We start from the raw sequence: 13,984 nt of genomic DNA, 5'->3' as shown, positions 1-13,984 counted from the left end.
GATTTGAACTGACGACCTTCAGGTTATGAGCCTGACGAGCTACCGGGCTGCTCCACCCCGCGGTAATGGGAACGCGGCGCCGATGTTTTAGCATCGAGCGCCGCGTTTTGCGTTTTGCGATTGTGATGAGGGATATCCTTGACAGGCCCGGAAACGACCTACTCTCCCGGGTCTTGAGACACAGTACCATCAGCGCTGAGAAGTTTAACGGCCGAGTTCGGGATGGGATCGGGTTCTGGCTTCTCGCTCAAGCCACCGGGCCGGCGAAGGATATGGCAAGCATAAGGTCTTTTTGTGTGTTCGCAGTTGTTGGTGTGCGGACATTGATCATGAGAACGATCAAGCCGATCGAGCAATTAGTACCGGTAAGCTGAGCACATTACTGCGCTTACACACCCGGCCTATCAACGTGGTCGTCTTCCACGGCTCTCAAGGGATATCTCGTTTTGAGGTGGGTTTCCCGCTTAGATGCATTCAGCGGTTATCCCGTCCGTACATAGCTACCCTGCACTGCGGCTGGCGCCACAACAGGTCCACCAGAGGTACGTCCACCCCGGTCCTCTCGTACTAAGGGCAGATCCTCTCAAATATCCTACACCCACGGCAGATAGGGACCGAACTGTCTCACGACGTTCTGAACCCAGCTCACGTACCACTTTAATCGGCGAACAGCCGAACCCTTGGGACCTTCTCCAGCCCCAGGATGTGATGAGCCGACATCGAGGTGCCAAACGATTCCGTCGATATGGACTCTTGGGAATCATCAGCCTGTTATCCCCGGCGTACCTTTTATCCGTTGAGCGATGGCCCTTCCACGCGGGACCACCGGATCACTATGGCCGTCTTTCGACTCTGCTCGACTTGTCAGTCTCGCAGTCAGGCAGGCTTATGCCATTGCACTCAACGAGCGATTTCCGACCGCTCTGAGCCCACCTTCGCACGCCTCCGTTACTCTTTGGGAGGCGACCGCCCCAGTCAAACTGCCTGCCATGCGCTGTCTCGGACCCGGATGACGGGTCGCGGTTAGACATCCATGACGATAAGGGTGGTATTTCAAGGATGACTCCACCAGAGCTGGCGCCCCGGCTTCAAAGTCTACCACCTATCCTACACATGCCGACACGAATGCCAGCGCAAAGCTACAGTAAAGGTGCACGGGGTCTTTCCGTCTGACCGCAGGAACCCCGCATCTTCACGGGGAATTCAATTTCACTGAGTTGATGCTGGAGACAGCGGGGAAGTCGTTACGCCATTCGTGCAGGTCGGAACTTACCCGACAAGGAATTTCGCTACCTTAGGACCGTTATAGTTACGGCCGCCGTTTACCGGGGCTTCAATTCGGTGCTTGCACACCTCCTTTTAACCTTCCGGCACCGGGCAGGCGTCAGACCCTATACGTCATCTTACGATTTCGCAGAGCCCTGTGTTTTAGTTAAACAGTCGCTACCCCCTGGTCTGTGCCCCTCCCGCCTGGTTGCCCAAACGGAAGGCCTCCTTATCCCGAAGTTACGGAGGTAAATTGCCGAGTTCCTTCAGCATCATTCTCTCAAGCGCCTTGGTATACTCTACCAGTCCACCTGTGTCGGTTTAGGGTACGGTCTAATGTTGGAGMTATTTCCAGGGACCACTTGGAAGCCAGGTCAATCCAATAAGACCTGACAGCGTACGTGATCCGTCACTACCAACTGGCTGAGGAATATTCACCTCATTCCCATCGACTACGCCTTTCGGCCTCGCCTTAGGGGCCGGCTAACCCTGCGGAGATTAACTTTACGCAGGAACCCTTGGACTTTCGGCGACAGTGTCTTTCACACTGTTTGTCGTTACTCATGTCAGCATTCGCACTTCCAATACCTCCAGCAGCCCTCACGGGTCCGCCTTCGTTGGCTTATGGAACGCTCCGCTACCGCGCACTCAAAGAGTGCACCTTAAGCTTCGGCTCGTGGCTTGAGCCCCGATACATTTTCGGCGCAGGAACCCTTGTTTAGACCAGTGAGCTGTTACGCTTTCTTTAAAGGATGGCTGCTTCTAAGCCAACCTCCTGGTTGTTTTGGGATTCCCACATCCTTTCACACTTAGCCACGAATTAGGGGCCTTAGCTGTAAGTCAGGGTTGTTTCCCTCTCCACGACGGACGTTAGCACCCGCCGTGTGTCTCCCGCGCAGTACTTCTCGGTATTCGGAGTTTGGTTAGGATCGGTAATGCGGTAAGCACCCCTTGCCCATCCAGTGCTCTACCCCCGAGAGTATTCACGCGAGGCGCTACCTAAATAGCTTTCGCGGAGAACCAGCTATTTCCGAGTTTGATTGGCCTTTCACCCCTAGCCACAAGTCATCCGAGACTTTTTCAACAGGCACCGGTTCGGTCCTCCAGTAAGTGTTACCTTACCTTCAACCTGCTCATGGCTAGATCACCCGGTTTCGGGTCTAATCCGACGAACTGAACGCCCTGTTCAGACTCGCTTTCGCTGCGCCTACACCTACCGGCTTAAGCTTGCTCGTCAGATTAAGTCGCTGACCCATTATACAAAAGGTACGCGGTCACTCAGGACGAACCTTGAGCTCCCACTGTTTGTAAGCATTCGGTTTCAGGTGCTATTTCACTCCCCTCGTCGGGGTGCTTTTCACCTTTCCCTCACGGTACTTGTTCACTATCGGTCGCTGAGGAGTACTTAGGCTTGGAGGGTGGTCCCCCCACGTTCAGACAGGATTTCACGTGTCCCGCCTTACTCATGTCTCGCTTGGTCTCAGATCCGTACGGGGCTATCACCCATTGATGCGTGGTTTCCCAACCACTTCCGGTAAATTCCAAGCAAGCACTGGCCTGGTCCGCGTTCGCTCGCCACTACTAACGGAGTCTCGTTGATGTCCTTTCCTCCAGGTACTTAGATGTTTCAGTTCCCTGGGTTAGCTTTGAACCCCTATGTATTCAGGGCTCAATACCTTCATCTGACAATTCGTAGTGCAACATCAGCTGGTTAGAACTGACGTCACAATACGAATTGTCGAAGGTGGGTTTCCCCATTCGGAAATCCGCGGATCAAAGCTCATTCGCAGCTCCCCACGGCTTATCGCAGCGTATCACGTCCTTCATCGCCTCTCAGCGCCAAGGCATCCACCGAATGCTCTTAAGGCACTTGATCGTTCTCATGATCGATGTCCGCAATCCAACAGGATGCAAAACATGATCGGAAAGACCATTTTATGCTTGCCGAATAGACCCGAATAAGACGAGCACGGATGGTGTCCGCGTCCCGAATGTCGCTGGGTAGCGACCTCTTCAGATCTATTCCCTCTTCACAATGACAAACAGCGTTACTCATCGCAGCTCAAAGAGCTGCAATCAGCAAAACCTGAATTTCCGGGCGGTATGGTGGAGCCAGACGGGATCGAACCGACGACCTGAAGCTTGCAAAGCTACCGCTCTCCCAACTGAGCTATGGCCCCGTAATCGAACCTGACGGCTTGTCGAGAAAGCTGGTGGGCCTGGGAGGATTTGAACCTCCGACCTCACGCTTATCAAGCGCGCGCTCTAACCAACTGAGCTACAGGCCCAAGGCATGTCTCGCGACAACGTCGCAAGACACGGCCAAAGAACCAAGCTGTTGGCCCAGAATGCGCGATCACATCCGACCCTATGTCGAACAGATCTGAGCGCATTCGCCCGGAAAAGAAAGAGAAACGAAGACGGCGAAGTTCCGCATGTCGAGGCCTGATTTGGCCTCTTTGTTCCAAGCGGATTTGATGATGAAGCAAGCTTCACCGAAAAATCCTACCTTAGAAAGGAGGTGATCCAGCCGCAGGTTCCCCTACGGCTACCTTGTTACGACTTCACCCCAGTCGCTGAGCCTACCGTGGTCGCCTGCCTCCTTGCGGTTAGCGCGACGCCTTCGGGTAAACCCAACTCCCATGGTGTGACGGGCGGTGTGTACAAGGCCCGGGAACGTATTCACCGTGGCATGCTGATCCACGATTACTAGCGATTCCACCTTCATGCACTCGAGTTGCAGAGTGCAATCTGAACTGAGACGGCTTTTTGGGATTAGCTCCAGATCGCTCTTTCGCTGCCCATTGTCACCGCCATTGTAGCACGTGTGTAGCCCAGCCTGTAAGGGCCATGAGGACTTGACGTCATCCCCACCTTCCTCGCGGCTTATCACCGGCAGTCCCCCTAGAGTTCCCAACTGAATGATGGCAACTAGGGGCGAGGGTTGCGCTCGTTGCGGGACTTAACCCAACATCTCACGACACGAGCTGACGACAGCCATGCAGCACCTGTGTTCCGGCCAGCCGAACTGAAGAAAGACATCTCTGTCGATCAAACCGGACATGTCAAAAGCTGGTAAGGTTCTGCGCGTTGCTTCGAATTAAACCACATGCTCCACCGCTTGTGCGGGCCCCCGTCAATTCCTTTGAGTTTTAATCTTGCGACCGTACTCCCCAGGCGGAATGCTTAAAGCGTTAGCTGCGCCACTGAGGTGCATGCACCCCAACGGCTGGCATTCATCGTTTACGGCGTGGACTACCAGGGTATCTAATCCTGTTTGCTCCCCACGCTTTCGCGCCTCAGCGTCAGTATCGGACCAGTTGGCCGCCTTCGCCACTGGTGTTCTTGCGAATATCTACGAATTTCACCTCTACACTCGCAGTTCCACCAACCTCTTCCGAACTCAAGACTCTCAGTATCGAAGGCAATTCCAGGGTTGAGCCCTGGGCTTTCACCCCCGACTTAAGAGTCCGCCTACGCGCCCTTTACGCCCAGTGATTCCGAGCAACGCTAGCCCCCTTCGTATTACCGCGGCTGCTGGCACGAAGTTAGCCGGGGCTTATTCTTCCGGTACAGTCATTATCTTCCCGGACAAAAGAGCTTTACAACCCTAAGGCCTTCATCACTCACGCGGCRTSGCTGSATCAGGCTTGCGCCCATTGTSCAATATTCCCCACTGCTGCCTCCCGTAGGAGTTTGGGCCGTGTCTCAGTCCCAATGTGGCTGATCATCCTCTCAGACCAGCTACTGATCGTCGCCTTGGTGAGCCATTACCTCACCAACTAGCTAATCAGACGCGGGCCGATCTATCGGCGATAAATCTTTCCCCCGAAGGGCTTATCCGGTATTAGTCCAAGTTTCCCTGAATTATTCCGAACCGAAAGGTACGTTCCCACGTGTTACTCACCCGTCTGCCACTAGCACCGAAGTGCCCGTTCGACTTGCATGTGTTAAGCCYGCCGCCAGCGTTCGYYCTGAGCCAGGATCAAACTCTCAGATTGGATGAGTTTGTTCCGGCATCGCTGCGTATTGACGGAGTCATTGCTTGATTACCGAAGTAACCAGCGATGGCTCTTGTAAACGCAGCACACCGAAGTCTCGTTTAGGCCAACCGATCTCTCGGCTACAAGGCCCGAAGCTCTCATGAAGCGCAGTAGAGCGGCCCCGCCAGCGGCGGCGCCGTCTCGATGGCTGCGTTATAGGCCCCACCATCTCGACCTGTCAACGCCAAAACAAAACTTTTCCGACAGTTCGATGACTTTTTGTCCCGGCTCGCCGATCCCGACTTTATCCATCGCGCGCGTACGAGCGCGGCGCGCGCCCTACGTGCGTGGCGCCCGCAAAGAGCCGTAATCGACGGCCAAAGCCCCGCAGCGGCTCCGACCGCGGATTGATTCCGGGCTGCGACCCGGGCATGGTCGGAACCAGGCGCGTACGCGTGCAGCAGATGCGGCTTCTTCGGAATTCCGGCCCGCCCGGGCACCGGACCAGGATCAGGATTCTCTGACGACCAGCGATGAACGCCCATCCCGAGCTCAGCACGCCAGCAGAACCGCTATCGCCGGAAGCCGCCGCGCTTCTGGTCGATCTCGGTATCGAGCCGCCGATCCGGCCGGATGGTGCTCCGCATCAGGCGTTGGACCGGCGTGGCGTCTCGCTGCGCTGGTTGGCCGCCTGCGCGCTGGTCGGCTCCTGCGGCGCAGCCCTGCTCGGTGGGGCGATCCTGGTCTCGACCCGCGGGGATACGAGTTTCCCCGAGCAGCCCGAAATGGTGACCGCGCGCGGCCCGTCCTCTGCCGGCCTGGGTGGCGGGGCGCGCAAGGCGGACAAGCTGGTGGCGGACCAGCCTGTCATGGCGGCCCGACACAGCGCTCGCGCGCCCATGTCCCAACGCGTCGGTGACCGTGAGGTCATCCGCGTGCGCCCCTTCGTACGGCTTGCCTCCAACCTGTCGCTGACTACCGGCGTCTACGCGACGAGCATCCCGCCCTTCAATCCGCTGCGCCTGTTTGCGGAAGGTGGCCAGCCCGCCGAGCGCTATGCCGAACCGGCCGGCGACATGCCGGATGCCGATGTCACCATCGTCAAGCGCGACCTCACCACGATCGCGATTCCGCCCGCGCGCCCACGCCTCGGCGACCCCGACGTGATCAAGCAGGTCGAGGAAGAGCGCGCCAACCAGGCCGTGGCGGGCCGGCAACGCCCCTTGCCGATCCCACCACAGCTGATGCTCAGCCGCACGCTGGGCGGCGGTGCGGCGCCCAGCGCCACGAACGATCTTCTTGCCTATTCTCCGGCCACGGACACGCGCTTCTCCGGCATCGAGGTGCGCGTCGTCCCTGAAAATGTCACCAACGCACTGAAGACGCCCATCCCCGCATCCCGCGAGCCGCTTGTCGAGGACAAGCTGCTGATCACCCGGCGCGGCGAGAATTTCGAACAGGTCATGCGCAATGCCGGAGCTCCGGCCGAGCAGATCAGGGCGATGATCCAGGCCTTCAGCGGCAAGGTGCGCGTTGCCGCCTTGCCGGATGGCCAAGTCCTGCAAGCGCTGTTTGCACCCGGTCCGCGGCCAGGCGATCCGCGCCAGATCGTTCGCGTCTCGCTGCTCACCAACGGCCAGCCCGAGGCGACGATTGCGGTCAACGACCAGGGCGCTTTCGTTCCGGTCTCGCTGCCGAAGCAGGAGATCGTCGGCACGCCCCGCAGGGCAACCACGGAAGACGAAGAGGACGAGGAGGATACCGGCGGCGCCAGGCTCTATGAGAGCCTCTACGAGACCGGATTGCGCCACGACCTGCCGCGCCCGATGATCGACGAGCTGGTTCGGATTTTCTCCTACGACCTGGACTTCCAGCAGCGCGTGCGCGGCGGCGACAATCTCGAGGTGATCTTCACCGAGGACGAGGAAGGCGAGCGCGGTGAAATCCTGTCGGCAACGCTCACCATCAACGGCGATACCCGCCGGGTCTTTCGCTATCAGTCCCCTGAAGACGGCCTGATCGACTATTTTGACGAGGAAGGTCGCTCGCTGAAGAAGTTCCTGCTGCGCAAGCCGATCACCGATGCCGAGATGCGCTCCGGCTTCGGCATGCGCTACCACCCGGTCATGCGCTATTCGAAGATGCATACCGGCGTCGACTGGGCCAACCGCATCGGCACGCCGATCCTGGCCGCCGGCAACGGCACGGTGATCAAGGCCGACTGGGCCTCCGGCTACGGTCGGCGGATCGAACTCCAGCACGCGAACGGGTATGTCACGACCTATTCGCACCAGTCGGGTTTTGCCAAGGGCATCGCTGCCGGTGTGAAAGTGCGCCAGGGCCAGGTCATCGGCTATCTCGGCAATACCGGCCTCTCCACCGGACCGCATCTGCACTACGAGGTCATGGTCAACGGCAACTTCGTGAATCCGATGAAGATCCGCGTTCCGCGAGGACGCGAGCTCGAAGGCAAGACGCTGGCCGAGTTCAAGCGCCAGCGCGACGAGATCCAGGGCTTGATCGTGCGCTCGGGCGGCGTGCTGGCCCAGGCGCGCTAGTGCCCTCGCGGGACTGACCGAAAACGCGGCACGGCCATGCCGCTATTTGCGCCACCGCTTCCTTGACTTTGCCTGCTGCAAGACCGATCGCGAGGGGCGCCTTCCCGCTCCCGCTCATCGAATCTGTCGCGCCGATGCTCTCCTCCCTGCTTGTCGTCCTGCCCGTCTTCGGCCTGATCGGCCTCGGCTATGTCGCCCGCTGGACGAAGCTGGTCCGCGAKACGACCGGCGAAGGTCTTTCCGACTTCGTCTTCGTTCTGGCCGTGCCCTGCCTGCTGTTCCGGACGCTGGCCAAGGCCGACATCCCGGCGAGCCAACCCTGGGGCTACTGGATCTCCTATTTCACCGGCCTCACCATCGTCTGGGCCCTGGCCATGCTGATTGCGCACCGCGTCTTCAGCCGTAAGGGACCGGAGTTGGTGGTCTCGGGCTTCGCCGCGGCCCAGTCCAACACGGTCTTCGTCGGCGTGCCGATGATCCTGAAGGCCTATGGCGATGCCGGCGCGGTGCCGCTCGGCCTGCTGCTGGCGATCCACCTGCCTGTGACGATGACGGCGGCAACCCTGCTCGCCGAGGGCCGCTCGGCGTCGCTGAAGATGATGGCCCGCAGGCTCTTCACCCATCCCATCATCATCGGCATCCTGCTCGGCTCGGCGGTGCGGCCGGTGATCGGCTTCATCCCAGCCCCGGTCTGGACATTGGTCGACCTGCTCGCCGGTGCCGCGGTCCCTTGCGCCTTGATCAGCCTCGGCATCGCCATGCGGCGCTACGGGCTGGAATCGGGTCTCGGTCTGCCGGCCGTATTGAGCGCCCTCAAGCTMGGCCTTCACCCGCTGATCGTCTATCTGCTGGCGACCCGCGTCTTCGAGATGCCGGCGCACTGGTCAGGCGTCGCAGTGCTCTTCGCCGCCTGCCCCTGCGGGATCAACGCCTATCTCTTCGCCGAGCGCTATCGGCAGGGTGTCGCCGATGCCTCGAGCGCGATCGCGCTCTCGACCATGCTCTCGCTCTTTACCACCGCGGCCTGGCTGACCTGGCTCGGCGTCGGCTGAACCGCCGATGCATCGGCCCAAAAAATGGGTTGCCGCTTTCGGGCCGATCCAAACATAGCCCGCGGACCGGATATGGGATCCGGCCCGATCTAGGCAAAGCCGAGCCGCGCGCGGATGTCTGCGGCCGTAACACCCTGTGCCCTCAGCTCCGCGAGGCCTTCCGACATCCGGCTCTTGGCGAGCTTCTGGCCGGTCTCGTCCTGCAACAACCGATGGAAGTGGTAACGCGGCACCGGCAGGTCGAGCAGGTGTTGCAGCACGAGATGGATATCGGTCGCCGCTTCGAGATCCCGTCCGCGCACGACGTGCGTGACGCCCTGAAGCGCGTCATCCGCGACTACGGCAAGGTGGTAGCTGGTCGGCACGTCCTTGCGTGCCAGAACCACATCCCCCCAGCGCGCGGGAGCAGCCGCTACACGCGTCACTCGCCCATCCTCATCGAAGAGCGGATACCCGACCTCCCCGCCGATCCCTGCCGCCGCCCGCCCCATCGCCAGCCGCAACACATGGGCCTCGCCGCTCGCCGCGCGCTTGCCCGCGTCATCGGGAAGCAGCGCGCAGCAAGTCCCGGGATAGAGCGGCGATCCGTCGGGATCGCGCGGCCAGGGCCGGCCCGCCTCTGCTTCCTTGACCTCCACTGCACGCATGATCTGCCCGCGCGAGCAGAAGCAGGGATAGATCAGCGCCTTCGCCTGCAGCCGGCCGAGCGCGGCGCGATAATCGTCGAAATGTTCGGACTGCCGGCGGATGGCGGCGTCGAAGCGGATGCCGAGCCAGGCGAGATCGTCATGGATGCCTTGCTCGAATTCCGGCCGACAGCGCGCGACGTCGATATCCTCGATGCGCAGCAGCAGCCTGCCGCCCAATCGCTTGGCCAGGCGCTCGTTCATCAGCGCCGAGAAAGCGTGGCCGAGATGTAGCCGGCCGTTCGGGCTGGGCGCGAAACGAAACACCGGTCTGTCGCAATCGCGTGAGGACGTTGCCATGGGCCCTCTCTATGGTCTGGCCATGACTGGGCCAAGTCTTCAGGAATGCCTAAGTCTTCGGACACAGCCAACTCTCCTGACGCGCGCGCACTGCCACCATCCCGGTTCAAGAAGCGACGATGACCAGAATCACCTGTGACGCCGACCTCGAAGAGGGCATGGCCGCGCTCCGCCCGCTTCACCCGAGCTGGAGCGCCATCATCGACCGGACCGGCCTGCCGCCGCTGCGTCGCCGCGAGGGCGGCTTCAAGGGGCTGGCAACGATCATCGTGGCGCAGCAGCTTTCGGTGGCGAGCGCGCGCGCCGTCTGGACCCGGGTCGAGTCGGTCCTGACGCCGCTCACGCCGGAGCGCGTGCTCGCTGCAAGCGATGAGGATATGCGGCTGTCCGGTCTCTCGCGGCCGAAGCAGCGCACCCTGCGCGCCGTTGCCGCGGCAATGGTCGACGGAACGCTCGACCTGGGGTCTCTGGAGGGCGGTACGCCGGAATATATCCACGAGCACATGACCGCCGTCTCCGGCATCGGACCCTGGACCGCGGATATCTATCTGTTGTTCTGCCTCGGACACCGCGACGGCTTCGCAGCCGGCGATCTCGCCATCCAGGAGGCTGCACGCGTCGCCTTCGGCCTCGATGCCCGCCCGAAACCGGGCGAGCTGCAGGAGATGGCCGAGGCCTGGCGCCCCTGGCGCGGCGTGGCAGCCAGACTGCTCTGGGCCTACTACGCCGCGCTGAAGCGCCGCGAGGGGATCAACGCCTAAAGCATCGGCCCGCGAAGTGGAGTGCGGCTTTCGGGAAAGCCGATGCGAATACAGAAGGTTGGATCGGACCTTAGCCGCGAACCACTTTGAGCGCGGCCTGAGCGGCCGCGCGCAGGAAGCCCGAATCGCTCATCACGGTGACAAGCCTGGCTCCCATCTCGACACCCTCCTTCGCCCTCTCGGCGGTGGCGGCATAGAATGCGACCGGCTTGTTCACGGCAGACGCACGGGCCACGATGTGACGCAGGGCCTCGTCGACCTCCTTCGCCGAGGCGTTGACCGACGCTCCGCCGGACAATGCGATCGAAAGATCGGATGGGCCAACGAACAACGCGTCGATGCCTTCAAGCGCCAGAATATCGTCGAGAATCGCCATGGCCTCGCGCGTCTCGATCATCGCGAAGGTCATCGAGAAACGATTGGCGGCCTTGAGATAGCTATTGGCATCGAGCCCCGAAGCGCCCAGGCCGCCATAGCTGCCCCAGCTGCGTTCTCCGAGCGGCGGATACTTGGCATAGGCCGCCAGACGGCGCGCATCCTCCATGGTGTTGATCATCGGCGCGATCACGCCCGAGACGCCGGCATCGAACAGCTTCGACACGTTCTGGAATTCGCCAACCGCGATCCGCGCCAAAGCAGGCTTTCCGGCCGCATTGATCAGCGGGATCGCCCGGATGACCTCGCCAAGCGTGATCGGCCCGTGCTGCATGTCGAGCGTGACGGCGTCAAAACCTTCCTGCGCGAGCACTCCGGCAATGCTCGGATCGGGAAGCCCGCACCAGGCAGACAGGAGCGTATCGCCCTTGGCGAGACGATCGGCGAGCGAGGACAGGACGGTTGGCTTGGCGGAAGACATCGGCGTTTTCATCCGGTTGAGCCCGCTCTTGAGACACGGCGGGACGAGGACAGTGGGCAGCAAACTCGCACAAAAACAAACGGGCGCTCATGCGCCCGTTTCAACCACGTCCTGCGTTTGGTGAACCGGCCGTGCCGATTCACGTGAAACAGGGATTCGCCACTAGCGCCCGGCCTGGACTTCCTCTGCGGCCCTGATCAGGAGCTCGGTCATCACGCGGCGAATCTCCTCGTCCGCAACCGCGACGCTCGCAGTTGCGAAATCGGACCTCACCTTGCGCAGCACGTCATCGTCGCCGGCCTCCTCGAAATCGGCCAAGACTACGGACTTAGCGTAAGCGTCCGCTTCAGCGCCGCTCTTGCCGAGCTTCTCGGCTGCCCAGAGGCCGAGAAGCTTGTTACGCCGGGCCGTCGCCTTGAAGCGCAGCTCCTCGTCGAGGGCGAACCTGTTCTCGAAGGCATCCTTGCGCTGATCGAATGTCGTCATGCGGGTTAAGTCCTCTTGCGGGCTCCGGGTGGCTTCTCCAAGCGATATAGGGTGCCGCAGCGCCCAGGGCCRGCGCGGATTGCAATCTGGCGATCKGGCCCTTCGCCCGGTTTGTTGCGTTTGCAGTGCAGAAGCGCCATATAGCGGTCGCGAGGGTGGCCGATTGGGCTATGCTCGCTTTGAACCGGACCAATCCGCAATCCAGGCCGATCGCGTCCGAGCGCAGATCTAAGGCGAGGCTTGCGAAGGACCGGCGGAACAGGGGCCACGATCCCGCMGCGGGCAACCGCGACCAGAGAAAGGCCGATTTTGGATTTCCTCAAGCCACGGTACATCCCGATGAATCGCCGCCGTCGCATTTACGAAGGCAAGGCGAAGGTCCTCTATGAGGGACCGGAGCCCGGTACGCTGATCCAGCACTTCAAGGACGACGCCACCGCCTTCAACGCCAAAAAACATGAGGTGATCGACGGCAAGGGCGTCCTGAACAACAGGATCTCCGAGCACATCTTCTCCAATCTCAACGATATCGGCGTGCCGACGCATTTCATCCGTCGGCTGAACATGCGCGAGCAGCTGATCCGCGAGGTCGAGATCATTCCGCTCGAGGTGGTGGTGCGCAACGTCGCCGCCGGCTCGCTCTCGACTAAGCTCGGTCTCGAAGAGGGCACGCAGCTGCCGCGCTCGATCATCGAGTTCTATTACAAGAACGACGCGCTGAACGATCCGATGGTCTCGGAAGAGCACATCACCGCCTTCGGCTGGGCGACGCCCCAGGAAATCGACGACATCATGGCGCTYGCCATCCGCGTCAATGATTTCCTCTCCGGCTTGTTCCTCGGCGCCGGCATCCGCCTCGTCGACTTCAAGATGGAATGCGGCCGGCTCTGGGAAGGCGAGATGATGCGCATCGTCGTCGCCGACGAGATCAGCCCKGATTCCTGCCGGCTCTGGGACATCAAGTCCAAGGACAAGATGGACAAGGACCGCTTCCGTCGCGACATGGGTGGGCTGATCGAGGCCTATACCGAAGTGGCCCGCCGCCTCGGCATCATGGGCGAGAACGAAAAGGCCGGCCCTGCCGCCGGACCTCGCCTGGTGCAGTGAGCACTGGCGGAGCCGTGACAGCGAATTGGAAACGGGAGCGCCTGCGCTCCCGTTTGCTTTTGGCTGCGCTGCTCGGCGGCCTGAGCCTGCTCACCGCCTGCAGCAACCATTTCGGACCCGGCCTTGCCGAGCTGGCGGCCGATCGGGGCTGGCAGCCGCTGCCGATCGGCTCCTGGGTCGTCAATGACGGCCTCGAGCCCCGTACCATCGTCTATTGCGCCGGCGCGCCCTGCCTGCGCCCCGCTGTCGCAGCCTTGATCGCCGTTGAAGGCCGCAAGGCCGACGAGTTCGAACGAGGCCTCGCCACCGACCCAGCCCGTCTGGCGCGTGAATTCTCGAAGCCGGTCGATGCTGCAAAGGGCGCGAAGCCCAGGCCCACAGCGGCCACGGTCAAGAGCACCACCAGCGTTTCCCGCTTCGATGGCGGCGGTCCGTCCGGATTGCTCGTCGAAATTCGCGGCAAGGGCGAGACCGGACTGCTTGCGGCAACCGCGATCCTCTATGGCAGGGAAGCCGGCAAGCTCGTCATGGCGATCGCGGTCAGCAACGATGCCGAGGCCGCGCAAAACTATGCACGCGCCGCCTGGCGCAGCCGCTGATTCGCCGTGAAGCCCTGACATGTGGTTGAGCCCGAACCGATTCGCCGCTAAGGCACCCCGCAGAAGCCCTGCCCGGAGAGCACAATGAAAGCCCGCGTCACCGTCACCCTCAAGAACGGCGTGCTCGATCCGCAGGGCAAGGCGATCGAAGGCGCTCTGAAATCGCTCGGCATCGACRGTGTCGGCTCGGTGCGTCAGGGCAAGGTCTTCGACATCGAGTTCACCGCCGGCGACAAGGCCGCCGCCGAGAGCGCGCTCAAGGATGCCTGCGAGAAGCTGCTCGCCAACACCGTCATCGAGAATTACCGCGTCGAAATCGGAGCGTGAGAC

9 protein-coding genes, 2 tRNA genes and 3 rRNA genes are annotated in these 13,984 nt (G+C 61.3%); 6 read left to right on the top strand and 8 right to left on the bottom strand.

Annotated elements, in window-relative coordinates:
* Positions 1-145 precede the first annotated feature (145 nt).
* The 5 genes from rrf to AC1DJT_RS09490 all read right to left on the bottom strand — a co-directional run bounded on the left by rrf (position 146) and on the right by AC1DJT_RS09490 (position 5,267).
* Positions 146-260, bottom strand: a 5S ribosomal RNA gene (gene rrf / locus AC1DJT_RS09510).
* Between the two features lie 75 nt (positions 261-335).
* Positions 336-3,142 (bottom strand): 23S ribosomal RNA (locus AC1DJT_RS09505).
* A gap of 228 nt (positions 3,143-3,370) precedes the next feature.
* A tRNA-Ala gene (locus tag AC1DJT_RS09500) sits at positions 3,371-3,446 on the bottom strand.
* A 31-nt stretch (positions 3,447-3,477) separates the two neighbouring features.
* Positions 3,478-3,554 (bottom strand) — tRNA-Ile (locus AC1DJT_RS09495).
* Between the two features lie 226 nt (positions 3,555-3,780).
* Positions 3,781-5,267: ribosomal RNA gene (locus tag AC1DJT_RS09490) — 16S ribosomal RNA — on the bottom strand.
* The 16S, 23S and 5S rRNA genes sit together here with 2 tRNA genes alongside, the layout of an rRNA operon.
* 515 nt (positions 5,268-5,782) lie before the next feature.
* Between AC1DJT_RS09490 and AC1DJT_RS09485 the strand changes: the two genes are divergently transcribed.
* The gene (locus tag AC1DJT_RS09485; RefSeq protein ID WP_441508257.1) at positions 5,783-7,807 is read left to right on the top strand and encodes a M23 family metallopeptidase; all 2,025 of its coding nucleotides are present in this window, start codon (positions 5,783-5,785) and stop codon (positions 7,805-7,807) included.
* A 134-nt stretch (positions 7,808-7,941) separates the two neighbouring features.
* A complete protein-coding gene (locus tag AC1DJT_RS09480) occupies positions 7,942-8,859 on the top strand; it encodes an AEC family transporter (protein WP_476833950.1) in 918 nt (305 codons plus the stop codon).
* An 89-nt stretch (positions 8,860-8,948) separates the two neighbouring features.
* On the opposite strand, the gene gluQRS is transcribed toward AC1DJT_RS09480, so the two are convergent.
* On the bottom strand, positions 8,949-9,845 hold the full coding sequence (gene gluQRS, locus AC1DJT_RS09475) for a tRNA glutamyl-Q(34) synthetase GluQRS (protein WP_441508256.1): 897 nt from the start codon (positions 9,843-9,845) through the stop codon (positions 8,949-8,951).
* 119 nt (positions 9,846-9,964) lie between these two features.
* Here gluQRS and AC1DJT_RS09470 point away from each other — a divergent pair, with 119 nt between their 5' ends.
* Positions 9,965-10,606, top strand: coding sequence for a DNA-3-methyladenine glycosylase family protein (locus AC1DJT_RS09470; RefSeq protein ID WP_441508255.1), 642 nt, complete (start codon positions 9,965-9,967; stop codon positions 10,604-10,606).
* A gap of 70 nt (positions 10,607-10,676) precedes the next feature.
* On the opposite strand, the gene AC1DJT_RS09465 is transcribed toward AC1DJT_RS09470, so the two are convergent.
* Positions 10,677-11,462: an HpcH/HpaI aldolase family protein gene (locus AC1DJT_RS09465; RefSeq protein WP_113513399.1), complete on the bottom strand. Its 786-nt coding sequence runs from the start codon at positions 11,460-11,462 to the stop codon at positions 10,677-10,679.
* 162 nt (positions 11,463-11,624) lie between these two features.
* The gene (locus tag AC1DJT_RS09460; protein WP_113513401.1) at positions 11,625-11,948 is read right to left on the bottom strand and encodes a DUF1476 domain-containing protein; all 324 of its coding nucleotides are present in this window, start codon (positions 11,946-11,948) and stop codon (positions 11,625-11,627) included.
* 309 nt (positions 11,949-12,257) lie between these two features.
* Between AC1DJT_RS09460 and purC the strand changes: the two genes are divergently transcribed.
* The 3 genes from purC to purS all read left to right on the top strand — a co-directional run bounded on the left by purC (position 12,258) and on the right by purS (position 13,981).
* A complete protein-coding gene (gene purC / locus AC1DJT_RS09455; protein WP_043242352.1) occupies positions 12,258-13,055 on the top strand; it encodes a phosphoribosylaminoimidazolesuccinocarboxamide synthase in 798 nt (265 codons plus the stop codon).
* A 14-nt stretch (positions 13,056-13,069) separates the two neighbouring features.
* Positions 13,070-13,654, top strand: a complete 585-nt coding sequence (locus AC1DJT_RS09450) for a hypothetical protein (protein ID WP_441508254.1) — start codon at positions 13,070-13,072, stop codon at positions 13,652-13,654.
* 84 nt (positions 13,655-13,738) lie between these two features.
* Positions 13,739-13,981: a phosphoribosylformylglycinamidine synthase subunit PurS gene (gene purS / locus AC1DJT_RS09445; RefSeq protein ID WP_476833949.1), complete on the top strand. Its 243-nt coding sequence runs from the start codon at positions 13,739-13,741 to the stop codon at positions 13,979-13,981.
* The last annotated feature ends 3 nt before the right edge of the window (positions 13,982-13,984 follow it).

The sequence above is a fragment of the Allobosea sp. 05T422_2 genome, from assembly GCF_056396265.1.
This window is presented reverse-complemented; position numbering and strand designations above follow the sequence as displayed.